Consider the following 14,769-nt stretch of genomic DNA (forward strand, 5'->3'; position numbering starts at 1 on the left):
GGCCGTCGGGCCGGGACTTTGAGTTCCCGGCCAAATCGGCATAAGTGACCGCCGGTCTTCGCAGCGAGGGAGCTTCCGGTCACATGGCGGCAGTCGTCGAACGGCGCGTTTCGCGCGCGGCCCGCTGGTCGCGCCGGCTGGCTTTCTTCGCGGCCGTGCTGTTCGTCATGTCCGGGCTCGGGCACCGTTACGGGCTCGTCGACACGATCTCGTTCCTCTGGCTGCTCGGCATCGTCGGCGCGCTCGGCATCGCCGCGCTGTGCTGCGCGGCCTGGGGCTTTTATCGCCTGTGGACGCGCGGCGACAAAGGCGGGCGCGACTCGGCCGCGGGCGCGCTGATCGCGCTCATCGTTCTGGCGCCCTTCCTCGTCTCGGCCTGGCAGGTGGTGACGCTGCCGTCGCTGACGGACATCTCGACCGACGTCGTCAACCCGCCGCAACTGCCGCTGGCGGCGGCGGAGCGCGGCGGGCCGACCAATCCAGTGACGACGCCGACGCCGCGCGATACCGAACTGCAGCTCGAGAACTATCCGGGCGTGATCGGCCGCCGCTACGAGGTCGCGCCGGACCTCGTGATCCAGGCGATCGTCAAGCTGGCGCGCGACCGCGGCTGGACGGTGCGCGGCGACCCGCAGCTTGCCGAGGGCCAGAGCGAGATCACCATCGAGATCGTCGCCTACACCTTCCTGCTCGGGTTTCCGGTGGACGTGGCCGTGCGCGTGGTGGACGAGGACGCCGCGGTCTATGTCGACATGCGCTCGGTCTCGCGCTGGGGCCGGCACGACCTCGGCGACAACGCCCGGCGCATCGAGGGGTTTTTGACTGAGCTGGACGCGGCGGTGAAGGGGGAGCCGGTGGCGGAGTAGGGGCGGCCGGGAGCTGCCTGGCGGCTGTCGGCGTTCTGCGGCCTCTCTCCGCAAGCGGGCCGGCGACTTTGACGGCGTCGCCGATGCTAATGTCGCGGGGGCACCGGAGGGCGGCGTTTTCTCCCACTGATGCGGCCTTATGTAGGAAACGCACCAAGCTTGGGAGGCGCTGAGATGGCGACTCCACACGTTGCGGCTCTTCTGCCATTCTTCTCAAATGATGAAAATGGCTTGGTGGAAGTTTTCCGCGCTCATCACGCTCGCGCTTATAGGAGCGTGGGACGGCATAAAGTTAGTCGGGACTCTTCTTGGGCTCGTCGCCATGCCGGATGACGCGCTTCTTGTTGTTCGCTTTCTGTATTGGCTAGTCGCGACGCCTTGGTGGGTCCCGGCGGGCCTTACGGTATTCTGGATGTTGTTCCTGGCTTCCAAGTTGTGGAGCAACAAGCTCACTCCCGATGAGATCGAAAAACTGTATGGGCAGGCCAACACAGCCGCAATGATGAGGCTTGAGCGGCATGTGGCCATGGTCAGCAGCGGAGTGGCCGCCGCAATCGGCCTCGTTCAAATCGACGGCCTCAAGCGGGAGCTTGCTGAGAAGAATCCAGACTTGAAAACGAAGGAGGGACAAGCCGAATGGTTCAGAGTTATGGGAAAGATCTGCGCTGTCCCGCTGCCTGACTACAGAGACAGTCCTTCAGCGAAGCAGTTTATTACGAGCGAAACCACATTGGACACTCATTATCATTTCCAGATTGAAGCCAAAGATCCAAGTTTTCCCATAGCTGACCCAAATCTGGCTGAGAAATGGGCTAAAATGAAAGCATCGGCTGATGAGAAAGAGAAGATGCTTCGTCTTATCGCCCAAGATTCAATGTCCCCAAAATAATCGCTTGAAGGCATTGAAGCAAGAAAGCCGCGCTGAACCCCCCTCGGCTAATCTTGTTGTTCAGGTTACGCTCCGATTCCTGAATGTCCATAGCCGCCAGCTTCTCGGCTAGCTGCGCATACGTCACGCCCTTTCGCTAGCCGGCCTGACCCCACCAGCCCTCACCCCGCCCGGTACACCCCGTCAATCGACACGTCCGTCTCCGCGATCGCCGCGCCTTTGGCGACAAGATCCTCGATATGCGCCAGCACCGACAGCCCCGCCGCGCCGTGGAGTTTTGGGTCGGTCTCGCGGTAGATCGCCTTGACCATGTCGGGGATGGTGCGGTCGCCCTGCCGCAGCCTTTCCAGGATGGCGCGCTCGCGCATCTTGCGGTGGGCTTTCAGGCCGCGCAGGAAGGGGAGCGGCTTGCGCAGCTCACCACCATGGCCGGGAAGGTAGAGCCGGTCGTCGCGGGCGAGCAGCCGGTCGAGCGAGGCCATGTAGTCGGACATCGAGCCGTCGGGCGGCGCCACGATCGAGGTGGACCACGCCATGACATGGTCGCCGGAGAACAGGATGCCGGTGCCTTCGAGGCCGAACGACATGTGGTTGGCGGCGTGGCCCGGCGTGAAGACGCCGCCGAGCCTCCAGCCGTCGCCCTCGACCACCTCGCCGTCGCCAAGACGCACATCGGGTGTGAAGTCGAGGTCGCCGCTGGCGTCGAGCGGGTTGGTCTCGCCGATGCGCAGCGGCCGCGAGGCGCGGTGCGGCCCTTCGGCGACCGTGGTCGCGCCGGTCAGCTCCTTCAGCCGGCGCGCCAGCGGCGAGTGGTCGCGATGGGTGTGGGTGAGGACGATGTGGCTGACCGGGCGGCCGGCGATCGCGCGCCTAAGTGCCTCGAAATGCGCGTCATCCTCGGGGCCTGGATCGATGACGGCCAGCGTCTCGGTGCCGACGAGATAGGTGTTGGTGCCGTAGAAGGTAAAGGCGCTGGGATTGTTGACCGTCAGCCGGGACACGCCCGGAGCGATCGGAACGGCCGATCCGTAGGCCGGGTCGAAGGCGGTCTGGAACTCGATGGCCATGCGGAAACATCCTGGGAGGGGCGGACGGCGGAGCGGCGAAAGCGGTTGCCGCATATCATGGAAGCCCATATACCGAAACCCGGATGAGGACCGGCCGCCACGCGGCCGCTTTTGTGAGGGAACCAACGAATGTCCAATGCCATCGTCATGCGTCCGCTTGTCAGCCTCGCCCTGCCGCAGGGCGGCGTGGCGCGCTTCGCCGCGCAGGCAGCGCTCGTCGTCGCCGGCACGCTGATCCTGACGATCGCCGCCAAGACCAGGGTACCGCTCGGGCTGGTGGACATCAATCTCGGCACGCTGGCCGTGATGGGGCTCGGCGTCGCCTATGGCTGGCGCCTGGCGCTGGTGACGCTCATCGCCTACCTCGTGGAAGGCGCGGCCGGCCTGCCTGTGTTCCAGGGCACGCCGGAGAGGGGCATCGGCCTCGCCTACATGATGGGCCCGACGGGCGGATACCTCGTCGGCTACATCGCCGCCGCCGTGATCGCCGGCTGGGCGGCGGACCGCGGCTTCGACCGCAACCCGCTGAAGCTCGGCGCAGCGCTGCTCGTCGGCGAGGCGCTGGTGCTCGGCCTCGGCTTCGCCTGGCTCGCGACCCTGATCGGCGCTGAAAAGGCCTGGCTCGGCGGCGTGGCGCCATTCGTCTATGGCGACCTCGTCAAGGTGGCGCTGGTGGCGGTCGCCGCTCCCGCCGTGTGGTCGCTCTTCTCGGCCTTCGGCGCGAAAAAGTAAAACTGCGCCGACGCCGACGACCGCGTTGCACGTCGTCCGCCGAACCACTATAAGGCCGCCATCGCTCTGGCGGCCTGCCGGATTGGGGCGTAGCCAAGCGGTAAGGCAGCGGTTTTTGGTACCGCCATTCCCTGGTTCGAATCCAGGCGCCCCAGCCACCTTTTCCGACATGCGCCGTCCGGAACGAATGCACGACGTTCGACGGAAAGGCTGCACGTGACCACCCGGGTGGCGATTCTCGCTTGCGTCCACAATGGCGAGCGCTTTCTGGCCGAGCAGTTCGCCTCGCTCGCCCGCCAGACCGTGTCCGACATCGACGTCTGGGTCTCCGTCGACGGCTCCTCTGACGGCTCGATGGAGCTTCTGGGGGAGATCGCGTCCGGTTGGACGAAGGGGCACTTCACCATCCTGCGCGGGCCGGGCGAAGGGTTTGCCGAGAATTTCCGCTCGCTGATGGTCAATCCGGACATCGAGGCGGACTACTTTGCCTTCTGCGACCAGGACGATATCTGGGCGCCCGACAAGCTGGAGGCCGCGATCGGCTGGCTGTCGCGGCAGCCGGCGGACACGCCGGCGCTCTACGGCAGCCGCACGCGCATCGTCGACATCGAGGGGCGGCCGGTCGGCTTGTCGCCGCTGTTTGCCGAGCCGCCAAGCTTCCGCAACGCGATCGTGCAGTCGATCGCAGGCGGCAACACGATGGTAATGAACCGCGCGGCGCACGGCCTGATGGCCGAGGCCTCGCGGCGCAGCGGCTTCGTCAGCCACGACTGGTGGTGCTACATGATGGTGACCGGCGCGGGCGGCGCGTTCCACTATTCGCCGGAGCCGCGCATCGACTACCGCCAGCATGTCGGCAACCTGGTCGGATCGAACGACGGGCTGCGGGCGCGGCTGGGCCGGACCGGCTTCCTCCTCAGCGGCGGCTTCGCGCGCTGGACCGACCGCAACCTCGCCGGCCTGCAGGCCTGCCGCGACCTCCTGACCGACGATGCGCGGGATGTGCTCGACCGCTTCGCGGCGCTGCGCGGCATGTGGCTGCCGTGGCGGCTGATCGAGCTGCGCCGCAGCGGCATCCACCGCCAGAGCGCAAAGGGGCAGGCGAGCCTCTATATCGCATCGGCGATCAACCGGCTCTGAGCCTGCTCGAAATGCGCTGGCTGCCTGGCGCGATTTTCGGGTGCGGGACGTGGATGGATTTTTTCGTCTTCGAGGAAAATGCCGCGACGGTCGGAGCGATTCGAGGAGCGTTTTCAGCGAGTTGATGCAGGGGGCGGGGAGGATTTGCCCGTGACGCAGGCCTGATCGATCAACCGGGGCAGCGGGCCGGGCGATTCTGCGCGCGACAAACGCGGAGAACGCCATGGCAGACCAGACCCCGACCCTGAAAATGCCCTACATCATGCCCTCGCAGGCGCAGAAGCACGTGACGCACAACCAGTCGCTCGAGATCCTCGACGCGGTGGTGCAGCTCTCGGTGCTGTCAAACGCGATTTCCGCGCCGCCTAGCGATCCGGACGAGGGCGACCGCTACATCGTCGGCGCGGCACCCTCCGGCGCCTGGAGCGGACATAGCGGCAAGATCGCGGTGGCGCGGCCGGGCGGCTGGGCGATCGTCGCGCCGCGGCCCGGCTGGATCGCCTGGGTCGCCGACGAGGAGGCGCTCGTCCTGTTCGACGGCACGGACTGGGTGGATGCGGTGGCCGCCGGGCTCAACCCGGTCGCGCTGGTGGGCGTGAACGCGACGGCGGATGCGGGCAACCGGCTCGCGGTGGCGAGCGCCGCCAGCCTGTTCAGCCACGAGGGCGGCGACCATCGGCTGAAGATCAACAAGGCGGACGCCGGCGACACGGCCTCGGTGCTGTTCCAGACCGGCTTCTCCGGCCGCGCCGAGTTCGGGTTGGCAGGCGAGGACGACTTCTCGGTGAAGGTGTCGCCCGATGGCAGCGCCTGGACGCAGGCACTGGCGGTGGACGCGGCGAGCGGGCTGGCTGTCGTCGCCGGCGATCCCGTGGAGGAGCTCGGCATCGCGACGCGGCGCTACGCCATGTCGCGGCAGGGCGACACGATGACGGGCGCCTTCCAGCTGCATGGAGCCGCGCACGCACCGCAGGCCGGCCCGGCCGGCACGATCATGCATGTGTCGAACCAGGGCGACGCGACGCGCGTCCTGTTCGACAATTACAACAGCGGCGCGGGCGGCCCGAACTTCACCTTCCGCAAGGCGCGCGGCACCGCGGCGGCACCCTCGGCGCTGCAGAGCGGCGACCAGGTCTTCAACATTGCGGCCTTCGGCTATGGCGCGACGCAGTACAACGCCGTGTCGCTCGGCGGCATCGTGGCGCGCGCGACGGAGGCCTGGACGGACACGGCGCGCGGCCTGGACATGGCGTTCTCGGTCTGCGTCAACGGCACAGCGAGCGCGGTGCCGCATCTGAGGCTCACCGGGCTCAACGTCCGCGTCGGCGACGGCACCGGCAGCCCGATCGCGCTGCAGATGAACGGCGCGAACACGATCGTCAGCGCCGAGCGCCACCTGATGCTGCGCTCCTACACGGTGGCCGGGCTGCCCGCGGCGTCGCCGGAAGGGCAGTTGATCCATGTCTCGGACGGCAGCTCGAACCGGCGCATGGCAGTGTCCGACGGAACGAACTGGCGCTTTCCCGACGGGGCGGTGGTGTCGTGATCGGGGCTCAGGCGAGCAGGCGCCGGACGACAAGATCCGTGCTGTCCTGCCAGTCGGGCGCGGTCCAGCCGAAGGTCTGGGCGAACTTCGCGGTCGACAGGCGGGAGTTGGCGGGGCGGCGCGCCTTGGTCGGATAGTCGGCGGCCGGGATGTCCTTTACCTGCGCGGAGGGGCCGCCATTGGCGCGGCTCGCCTCGAAGATGCGGCGGGCGAAGCCGCTCCAGTTGGTCGTGCCGCTGCCGGCGAGATGGAAGATACCGAAGACGTCGTCCTGCCCGGACGTGAGCTGCGGGGCGATGTGGAGGATCGCGTCGGCGATGTCGAGCGCCGAGGTCGGGTTGCCGTGCTGGTCGGCGACGACGGTCAGTTCGTCGCGGCTGGCCGCGACGCGCAGCATGGTGCGGACAAAATTGTTGCCGAAGGGGCTGTAGACCCAGGCTGTGCGCAGGATCGCGTGGCGCGGATTGGCGGCGGCGACCGCGTGTTCGCCGGCGAGCTTGGACGCGCCGTAGACGCCGATCGGGCCGGTAGGGTCGGTCTCGACGTATTCACCGTCCTTGGAGCCGTCGAAGACATAGTCGGTGGACAGATGGATGACGGGCACGCCGAGCGCATGCGCGGCGGCTGCGACCGCGCCGGCGCCGGCGCCGTTGACGGCATGCGCCAGCTCGGGCTCGTCCTCGGCCTTGTCGACCGCGGTGTAGGCGGCGGACGAGACGACGAGATCGGGCCGTGCGGCCTCAAGCGCGGGCGCGACCGAGGCAGGGTTCGCGAGGTCGAGGTCCGGACGACCGACGAGCACGATCTCGACGCCTGGGCGGCTGCTGCCGCGTTCCTTCAGGCTCTGGGCGACCTGGCCCTCGCGGCCGGTGACGGCGATCCTCACTCCGCGGCCTTCTGCGCTTCGCCGAGGCGCTGGCCGGAATATTTCTCGCGGCGGATCGGTCCCCACCACCATTCGTTGGCGAGATACCAGTCGATGGTGCGGGCGAGACCTGTCTCGAAGCTCTCCTGTGGCGTCCAGCCGAGTTCGCGCTTGATCTTCGAGGCATCGATCGCGTAGCGGCGGTCGTGGCCGGGACGATCGGTGACGTAGGTGATCAGGTCGCTGTAGCTGCCCTTCTTGCGGGGGCGCTTGCGGTCGAGGATGTCGCAGATCGTCTGCACGACCGAAAGGTTGGTGCGCTCGGAATTGCCGCCGACATTGTAGCTCTCGCCGTTGACGCCCTTCGTCGCGATCGTCGCCAGCGCACGGGCATGGTCCTCGACATAGAGCCAGTCGCGCACGTTTTCGCCCTTGCCGTAGATCGGCAGCGGCTTCTCGTCGAGCGCGTTGAGGATGACCAGCGGGATCAGCTTCTCGGGGAAGTGGAACGGGCCGTAATTGTTGGAGCAGTTGGAAAGCACGACCGGCAGGCCGTAGGTCTCGTGCCAGGCGCGGACCAGATGGTCGGACGCGGCCTTGGAGGCGGAGTAGGGCGAGGAGGGCGCGTAGGGCGTCTCCTCGGTGAAGATGCCGCTGTCGAAGGGCAGATCGCCGAACACCTCGTCGGTCGAGATGTGGTGGAAGCGGAAGCGTTCCTTCTTGGCGCCGCTGAGGCCGCGATAATATTCGAGAGAGGCCTTGAGCATGCGGAACGTGCCGATGACGTTGGTCTCGATGAAGGCCTCCGGCCCGTCGATCGAGCGGTCGACATGGCTTTCGGCCGCAAGGTGCATGACCACGTCGATGTCGTCGCGCCTCAGGATGTCGAGGATCGAGCCGTCGTCGCAGATGTCCTTTTGCTCGAAACGGTAGTTGTGCTGGTTCTCGATCGGCCGCAGCGAGGCGAGATTGCCGGCATAGGTCAGCTTGTCGACATTGGTGACGTTGTTCGACAGGTCGGAACAGATGTGCCGGCAGACCGCCGATCCGATGAAGCCGGCGCCGCCGGTGACCAGGAAGTTCATGCGGAATACCTCATGTCAGTCGAAGAGATCTGCATTGGCAAGCAGCGGCGCATTCCTGTCCTTGTCGGAGAGCGTGAAACCGCCGGAAATGGTGGGCCACGCCACACCGATCGCCGGATCGTCGAACCGCAACGACCGGTCGTGCTCCTTCGAATACAGGTTCGTCACCTTGTAGAGAACCTCGGTGTCGGGAACGAGCGTGACGAAGCCGTGGGCGAAGCCTTTGGGGACGAGAATCTGGTTCCAGCGTTCCGCCGAGACTTCGAGCGCTTCCCACTTGCCGAAGGTCGGCGAGGAGCGGCGAATGTCCACAACCACGTCGAGGATCGCGCCGCGCGTCACGCGCACCAGCTTGTCCTGCGCGAAGGGCGGCAACTGGTAGTGCAGGCCGCGCAGCACCCCGGCGGCTGCGGAGTAGGAGTGGTTGTCCTGAACGAAGACGAGGTCGACCCCGGCGGTCTTCAGCTCCGCGGCGTTGTACGTTTCGGAGAAGAAGCCGCGGTGGTCGCCATGCTTCTTTGGCAGGATCTCGAGTACATCCCCGAGCCCGAGCTTCCTCACTTCAACCATCACGCTTCCGCTATTTCCGCGACCCTGCGCCTGAGATAGGCCGCATATTCGTTCTTGCCGAGCTTGGCGGCGCGGGCAAGCACCCGGTCCGCCGATACCCAGCCTTTTTCGACCCCGATCTCTTCGGGGCAGGCGATCTTGATGCCTTGCCGGTGCTCGATCGTGCGGACGAACGAGGACGCCTCGTGCAGGCTGTCATGCGTGCCGGTGTCGAGCCAGGCGTAGCCGCGGCCGAGCTGATGGACGTGCAGCGTGCCGCGTTCGAGATAGACGTTGTTGACCGTGGTGATCTCGAGTTCGCCGCGGGCCGACGGTTTGATCGACTTGGCGATCTCGACCACCTCGTTGTCGTAGAAATAGAGGCCGGTAACGGCCCAGTTCGACTTCGGATTGGCCGGCTTCTCCTCGATCGTCAGCGCCTGACCGGTCGCCTTGTCGAAGGAAACCACGCCGTAGCGCTGCGGGTCCTCGACATGATAGGCGAAGACCGAGGCGCCGCCGGTGCGCTGCGCGGCCTGCTGGCAGAGATTGGAAAGTCCCTCGCCGAAATAGATGTTGTCGCCGAGGATCATCGCCACATTGTCGTCGCCGACGAAGCTGTCGCCGATGATGAAGGCTTCGGCGAGGCCGTTGGGCTGCGGCTGCACCGCATAGGACAGGCTGAGGCCGAACTCGCCGCCGTCGCCGAGCAGTTCCTGGAACACCGGCAGGTCGCGCGGCGTCGAGATGATCAATATCTCGCGGATTCCGGCCAGCATGAGGACGCTCAGCGGATAGTAGATCATCGGCTTGTCGTAGATCGGGAGGATCTGCTTCGAGACAGCCAAAGTCAGAGGGTACAGGCGGGTGCCACTGCCGCCCGCAAGAATGATGCCCTTCATAGGTAACTCTCTACGCCCCACTCAAGATTATGTAAGAAACGTCTTCAAGCCCCGCAGGCGACCTATCACGAGCGTACGCACCCAGTCCATAACGTTTTGCTTCACCGGGAAATCCGATGCGAGACGGCCCGCCAGCCTCGCGCAAGCCGCCGGGGCTAAGCTGGCAACCATCGGCACTTCCTGCGCGGAGCTGGCAGCATGACTCTCTTCGGATCGTTGCGGACGAGCTACCCGCCCGCGACCACGCAGATCGGCCGCATGCCCACCGTCTCCGACAATCCTTCGGACGGCGGCCAGGGAAATGGCGGCAACGAATTCCTCTCGCTGGTCGACGGCGGCACGTCGGCATCGGACGGCACATCGACGGGCAAGCTGTCGATCTATTCGGCGCTCTCGCCCCAAGACGCCTATCGCGCCTCGCTGATCGGCAGCCTGCTGGACGGCGGCACGAGCGAGAACACGGGCGGCGACGAGGCGGCGGACGATCCGGCGCTGGAGAACCCGATCGGCGAGGTGACCGGCGACCTGGAGGCCGGCGCGACCGTGAGCTACGAGGCCTCTGACGCCGACGAGGTGACGAACGGGCTGCAGAGCGACAGCGCCGACAACACCCTGCCCAAGGCGGACGATACGGAAGACGACGAGGTCGAAAGCCCGATCGCCGCGGAAGGCGCGGTCACGAACGCGCTGCCGAAGATGGACGCGCCGCCCGCTTGAGGCGCTTCCGGGCAGCTTCCCGCGCTCCCGGATAATCTCTCATGATACCCGCGCGATCGTCGTCGCCGAGACCGTCTTTCCCGCGACGGAGCGGGAAATCCTGATCTTTACCAACTTCGGCAGGATGCCGGGCTTGGAGAAGGACGACATGAAGCTGACGCCGTCTTCCGAGTAGGTGAAGTCGATCTTGTCGAAGCTGTCGAGGATGATGATCGTGGAGCGCGTGGCCTCGGCCGCGTCCTGAGCCCGGCGCATCGCCATCGACTGCACGAGGCGCGGCGCGTCGGCCTGATCGTCGATGTGGATGTCGATGTCGCGCAGCGCCAGCGAATAGAAGCCCTGGCGGGTGACCGCGGCGAAGCGCATCTGCGTCGCCTGGCCGTCGAACATCTTGATGTTCTCTTCCTCATCGCTGTCGGGCAGCCTGGCGAGCTTGGCCGCCGAGAGCGTCCGGGCGAGATGGGACAGCGCGCCCTCCAGCTCGGCGCGGACGATCACCTGCTCGCGCAGCCGCGCGACGGAGTTCAACTGGCCGAAAACCCCGGCCATCATCCCCGCCATGACCGCGACGACCGAGAGCGCCACCAGCACCTCGATCAGGACGAAACCATCGCGCGAGGAGGAAGGCCTGGTCATGGCGCGGCCTGCAGCGGCGGATTGCTGACGAATGTCCGGTAGGTATAGGACGGCCCTTTGGCGCCGCGCGGCCAGACGGTGGCGGTGAGCGCCAGCAGCGGCCGCGCATGGTCGTCGCGCACCGCCCGGGCGACGATCCGCCACGGCTCGCCGGAATCGAGCTCGCCCTCGAAATCGCCCTCGTTCCTGAGATCGGGGAACTCCTTTGCCGCGAGCGACGCGTAGACGAGGCCGGCGGCCTGGATGTCGGCCGCGCGCACCAGCGTGGTGGCGCTCTGGGAGATGGTCTGCATGCCGACGCCCAGTGCGACCGCGAGGATCGCGAAGGCGACGATCGTCTCGACGAGGATGAAGCCGCCCTCCTTGCCGTCCGCGCTCATTGCGACGTCCCCACGCGCAGGCGCGGCAGGCCGGTCAGCCAGTTGACCTCGATGCGCGCCTCGGTGCCGGCGGCGTTGCGCAGCAGGATCTCCGCGCCCGACGAACTGCCGTCCGGCCGGAAGACGAGATAGTAGGTCGACCCCTCCGGCGAGACGAATTCGGAACCCGCGATCATGCGGACCTCCTGGTCGTCGGGAAGCTGCACCGGCGTCGAGCCGGCGGGATAGACGTATTGCTTGGCCCCGGCATTGATCGCGAACAGCGTGTTGCGGCCCTTGAGGACCGCGTCGCTGCGGGCGCGGAACAGCATGGACTGCATCGATTCCGCGCTCATCAGCGGCGTGACGCGGTTTTCGCGGCGCGCCAGCGTCGAGCCGACGGAGCCGAGCACAAGCGCCAGGATGGCGAGCGTGACGAGGAACTCGACGAGGGTGAAGCCCGCCTCGGCATGCAGGGCAGGGGCGGGGCGCGCGCTCATCGGATCGCCATCTCGTTGATGGAGAGCAGCGTCGTCATCACCGAGATGACGAGACTGCCGACCAGCCCGCCGAGGATGATGGTCATGGCAGGCGTGAGCAGCGCCAGCGCGCGGCTGATGGCGCGCTGCATCTGCGCCTGCGTCATCGCGCCGGAGCGGCCCATCATCGTCGCGAGATTGTTGGATTCTTCGCCGAGCCGGACCAGCGCCAGGATCGAATCCGGGAAGGCGTCCGAGGATTTGAGCGCCTGCCAGATCGGCTCGCCGGAGGCGACGCGGTGGCGCGCCTGCATCAGCTTCGTCTTGTGGCCGGCGGACGGCGCCGTGTCGGCGGAGAGGCTCATCGCATCCAGCATCGGCACGCCGTTGCCCAGAAGCAGCGACATCGTGTTGAGGTAGCGTTCGCGCGTGGTGCTGCGGATCAGGCCGGAGATGACGGGCAGGCGGGCCGCGACGTCCATGAATCTCGCACGCACGGCGGGACGCTGGAAGAAGACCGCCATAAGCAGGCCGAGCCCGCCGAGGCAGGCGAGGATGAGCAGGCCGAACTGCTTGATCGTCTCGCCGAAGCCGCCGAGCGCGCGAATAAGGAAGGGCGGCTCGGCGCCGGCATTGGAGAAGATCGGTTCCAGCGCCGGCACGAGATAGAGCGAGAGCACAAGCAGCGCACCGACCATGATGAGCAGCAGGAAGGCCGGATAGATCATCGCCTCGGTGATCTCGGACTTGCGCTTGGCACGCAGCGCATGCGTCTTGGCAAGCTCGGAGACGACGATGTCGAGCCGGCCGCTGCTCTCGCCCGAGGCGACGAGCGCGACCACGTCCGGCGGCATATTGGGCTGGCTCGCGAAGGCTTCCGCCACCGACTTGCCCTCGGTGATCTGCGAATGGATCGCCTGGATGCGCGCCTTCTGGCCCTTGTTGGGCTCGGCGTCGCCGACAGCCTTGAGCGCCACGTCGACGTTGAAGCCGGAGCCGATGATGACCGCCAGCTCGCTGAGGAAATGGGTCAGGTCGAGCTTGGGCTGGAACAGGCCCCGGAAGGAGGAGGGACCCGCCGTGCCTGCCGACGCGTCGACCTGCTTGAGCTCGTAAGGAATCTTGCCGGCCTGCGAGAGCTGGCGCACCGCATCGGCCCGGTCGATCGCCGTGACGTAGCCGGTGTCGTGGCCGCCGGACTGGGCGTAGGCGCGGAACTTGAAACGCGTCGCGGTCACGGCCGGTCACTCATTGCAGGATCTCGTCGGCGAGGTCCGTCGTGAGGTCGAGGCTGAGCACGCGCTGCACCTCCTCGCGCGTGGTGACGCCGTCGGCGACGAGGCGGGCGGCCTGCGCCGACATGGTGAGGAAGCCGTTGGCGGCCGCGCGCTCCTGCATCTGCTCCTCGCCGGCGCCGCGGCTGATCATCGAGGCGATCTCGGGCGACACTTCGAGGATCTCGTAGGCGACCGTGCGGCCGGCATAGCCGCTGCCGCGGCAGGTGTTGCAGACGGGATGGATACCATTGACAGCCGGGGCCTGCACGCCGTGGCACTTGGGGCAGAGCTTGCGCACGAGCCGCTGGGCGGCGACCGCGCGGATGGTCGCGCCGATGAGGTAGCCGTCGATACCCATGTCCAGCAGGCGGGTGAGCGCGCCGGCCGCGCTGTTGGTGTGCAGCGTCGAGAAAACCAGGTGGCCGGTGAGCGACGCCTGGATGGCGATCTGGGCCGTCTCGGCGTCGCGGATTTCGCCGATGAGGATCACGTCCGGGTCCTGGCGCAGGACGGAGCGGAGCGCACGCGCAAAGGTGAGGTCGATCGCCGGGTCGACCTGGAGCTGGGTGATGCCGTCGAGGCGGTATTCGACCGGGTCCTCGACGGTGAAGATCTTCACCTCGTCGGGGTCTCGCTCCTTGAGCAGCGAATAGAGCGTGGTCGTCTTGCCGCTGCCGGTCGGGCCTGTGATCAGCACGATGCCGTTGGGGATGTGGGCGAATTCCTTGAACCTGGCGATCGCCTCGGCGTCGAAGCCGAGTGCGTTGAGCGACAGCGCCACGCCCGACTTGTCGAGGATGCGCAGCACGAAGGTCTCGCCGTGGACGGACGGCAGCACCGAGACGCGGAGGTCGATCTCCTGGCCGCGCACCGTGACGCGCATGCGCCCGTCCTGCGGCATGCGCCGCTCTGCGATGTTGAGGCGCGACAGGATCTTGATGCGGGTGGCGATGCCGGCATGCATCGACTTCGGCGCGGTCTCGGCGACGGTCAGCAGGCCGTCGCAGCGGAAGCGGATGCGCAGGTGGTCGATCGTCGGCTCGACATGGATATCGGTGGCGCCGCGATCCACCGCCTGCTGGATGATGTTGGCGACGAAGCGGATGACCGGCGCCTCACGGGCGAAATCGCGCAGCCGCTCGATGTCGTCGGTGTCGGCGAGGTCGTCGTCGACCGCCATCAGCAGGCTGTCGGGGCTGTCGAGCTTGGTCTCCTTCAGCGTGCGCAGCCGCTCGGCGATGGCGCTGCGCGGGAACACCCGCAGCTCCGGCTCGCAGTCGAAATGGTAGCGCAGCACGTCGAGCGTCGAGCGGGCGAAGGGATCGGCGGCGGCGACCAGCACGCGGTTCTCGACGAAGGCCAGCGGCAGCACCTGGTTGGCCTCGAGGAAGTTCATGCCGATGCCGCGAACCAGCGCAAGGTCGACCTCGTCGGGCACGGCCGGCAGGACCGGCACGCCGAGGAAGGCCGAAAGATGCTGGGCGAGGTCGCTCTCCCGGAGCAGGCCGAGCTCGATGAAGACGGTGTCGACCGGGTGGCCGGTCGAGCTGTGGGCGTTGCGCGCGCGCTTGACGGATTCGGCCGTGAGGATGCGGTTGTCCCCGAGCCAGGACAGGAAGTCGGAAAAGGTCGGATATTCCGCAAGTCTCATGGAAGGGGC

Annotated in this window: 17 protein-coding genes and 1 tRNA gene; 7 read left to right on the forward strand and 11 right to left on the reverse strand. The window is 66.9% G+C overall.

What is annotated here, in order from left to right; genetic code table 11:
• The first annotated feature begins 83 nt into the window (after positions 1-83).
• Together B9Z03_RS12655 and B9Z03_RS12660 are read left to right on the forward strand one after the other, a co-directional pair.
• Complete coding sequence (locus tag B9Z03_RS12655) at positions 84-866, forward strand: DUF1499 domain-containing protein (protein WP_085464525.1); 783 nt, start codon at positions 84-86, stop codon at positions 864-866.
• Positions 867-1,092: 226 nt separating this feature from the next.
• Positions 1,093-1,755 carry a hypothetical protein gene (locus B9Z03_RS12660; protein ID WP_139832258.1) on the forward strand — a complete coding sequence of 221 codons (663 nt, stop codon included), beginning with the start codon at positions 1,093-1,095 and terminating at the stop codon, positions 1,753-1,755.
• Here the strand turns inward: B9Z03_RS12660 and B9Z03_RS30280 are convergent.
• Positions 1,724-1,882, reverse strand: a complete 159-nt coding sequence (locus tag B9Z03_RS30280) for a DUF6471 domain-containing protein (RefSeq protein WP_280174843.1) — start codon at positions 1,880-1,882, stop codon at positions 1,724-1,726. The genes B9Z03_RS12660 and B9Z03_RS30280 overlap by 32 nt on opposite strands.
• Positions 1,883-1,916: 34 nt before the next feature.
• Entirely contained in the window at positions 1,917-2,822 is a 906-nt protein-coding gene (locus tag B9Z03_RS12665; RefSeq protein ID WP_085464527.1) for an MBL fold metallo-hydrolase, read from the reverse strand.
• A 129-nt stretch (positions 2,823-2,951) separates the two neighbouring features.
• Here B9Z03_RS12665 and B9Z03_RS12670 point away from each other — a divergent pair, with 129 nt between their 5' ends.
• From B9Z03_RS12670 to B9Z03_RS12685, 4 genes are all read left to right on the forward strand, one after another.
• The gene (locus B9Z03_RS12670) at positions 2,952-3,554 is read left to right on the forward strand and encodes a biotin transporter BioY (protein ID WP_085464528.1); all 603 of its coding nucleotides are present in this window, start codon (positions 2,952-2,954) and stop codon (positions 3,552-3,554) included.
• A gap of 83 nt (positions 3,555-3,637) precedes the next feature.
• Positions 3,638-3,712: transfer RNA gene (locus tag B9Z03_RS12675), tRNA-Gln, on the forward strand.
• A 58-nt stretch (positions 3,713-3,770) separates the two neighbouring features.
• The gene (locus tag B9Z03_RS12680) at positions 3,771-4,694 is read left to right on the forward strand and encodes a glycosyltransferase (protein WP_244561732.1); all 924 of its coding nucleotides are present in this window, start codon (positions 3,771-3,773) and stop codon (positions 4,692-4,694) included.
• Positions 4,695-4,917: 223 nt separating this feature from the next.
• On the forward strand, positions 4,918-6,240 hold the full coding sequence (locus tag B9Z03_RS12685) for a DUF2793 domain-containing protein (RefSeq protein ID WP_085464529.1): 1,323 nt from the start codon (positions 4,918-4,920) through the stop codon (positions 6,238-6,240).
• A 7-nt stretch (positions 6,241-6,247) separates the two neighbouring features.
• Here the strand turns inward: B9Z03_RS12685 and rfbD are convergent, their stop codons facing one another.
• Genes rfbD through rfbA form a run of 4 tightly spaced genes read right to left on the reverse strand, consistent with a single transcriptional unit; the run spans position 6,248 to position 9,641 of the window.
• The gene (rfbD, locus tag B9Z03_RS12690; protein WP_085464530.1) at positions 6,248-7,126 is read right to left on the reverse strand and encodes a dTDP-4-dehydrorhamnose reductase; all 879 of its coding nucleotides are present in this window, start codon (positions 7,124-7,126) and stop codon (positions 6,248-6,250) included.
• Positions 7,123-8,190: a dTDP-glucose 4,6-dehydratase gene (gene rfbB, locus B9Z03_RS12695; protein WP_085464531.1), complete on the reverse strand. Its 1,068-nt coding sequence runs from the start codon at positions 8,188-8,190 to the stop codon at positions 7,123-7,125. Before rfbB ends, rfbD begins: the two co-directional genes overlap by 4 nt.
• A 15-nt stretch (positions 8,191-8,205) precedes the next feature.
• On the reverse strand, positions 8,206-8,760 hold the full coding sequence (gene rfbC / locus B9Z03_RS12700) for a dTDP-4-dehydrorhamnose 3,5-epimerase (RefSeq protein WP_085464532.1): 555 nt from the start codon (positions 8,758-8,760) through the stop codon (positions 8,206-8,208).
• Positions 8,760-9,641 carry a glucose-1-phosphate thymidylyltransferase RfbA gene (gene rfbA, locus B9Z03_RS12705; RefSeq protein WP_085464533.1) on the reverse strand — a complete coding sequence of 294 codons (882 nt, stop codon included), beginning with the start codon at positions 9,639-9,641 and terminating at the stop codon, positions 8,760-8,762. The genes rfbC and rfbA overlap by 1 nt, the downstream gene beginning before the upstream one ends.
• 198 nt (positions 9,642-9,839) lie before the next feature.
• Here rfbA and B9Z03_RS12710 point away from each other — a divergent pair, with 198 nt between their 5' ends.
• Positions 9,840-10,358 (forward strand): hypothetical protein, encoded by a 519-nt coding sequence (locus tag B9Z03_RS12710; protein WP_085464534.1) that lies wholly within the window; start codon positions 9,840-9,842, stop codon positions 10,356-10,358.
• 39 nt (positions 10,359-10,397) lie between these two features.
• Here B9Z03_RS12710 and B9Z03_RS12715 read toward each other — a convergent pair whose 3' ends face one another.
• The 5 genes from B9Z03_RS12715 to B9Z03_RS12735 are packed head-to-tail and all read right to left on the reverse strand — an operon-like array spanning position 10,398 to position 14,760.
• A complete protein-coding gene (locus B9Z03_RS12715; protein WP_085464535.1) occupies positions 10,398-10,994 on the reverse strand; it encodes a prepilin-type N-terminal cleavage/methylation domain-containing protein in 597 nt (198 codons plus the stop codon).
• Positions 10,991-11,374 (reverse strand): type II secretion system protein, encoded by a 384-nt coding sequence (locus B9Z03_RS12720; RefSeq protein ID WP_085464536.1) that lies wholly within the window; start codon positions 11,372-11,374, stop codon positions 10,991-10,993. The genes B9Z03_RS12715 and B9Z03_RS12720 overlap by 4 nt, the downstream gene beginning before the upstream one ends.
• Positions 11,371-11,853 (reverse strand): GspH/FimT family pseudopilin, encoded by a 483-nt coding sequence (locus tag B9Z03_RS12725; RefSeq protein ID WP_085464537.1) that lies wholly within the window; start codon positions 11,851-11,853, stop codon positions 11,371-11,373. Before B9Z03_RS12725 ends, B9Z03_RS12720 begins: the two co-directional genes overlap by 4 nt.
• The gene (locus B9Z03_RS12730) at positions 11,850-13,070 is read right to left on the reverse strand and encodes a type II secretion system F family protein (RefSeq protein WP_085464538.1); all 1,221 of its coding nucleotides are present in this window, start codon (positions 13,068-13,070) and stop codon (positions 11,850-11,852) included. Before B9Z03_RS12730 ends, B9Z03_RS12725 begins: the two co-directional genes overlap by 4 nt.
• Positions 13,071-13,080: 10 nt before the next feature.
• Complete coding sequence (locus B9Z03_RS12735) at positions 13,081-14,760, reverse strand: GspE/PulE family protein (protein WP_085464539.1); 1,680 nt, start codon at positions 14,758-14,760, stop codon at positions 13,081-13,083.
• Between the last annotated feature and the right edge of the window lie 9 nt (positions 14,761-14,769).

It is taken from the genome of Mesorhizobium australicum (assembly GCF_900177325.1).
Lineage (GTDB): Bacteria > Pseudomonadota > Alphaproteobacteria > Rhizobiales > Rhizobiaceae > Mesorhizobium_A > Mesorhizobium_A australicum_A.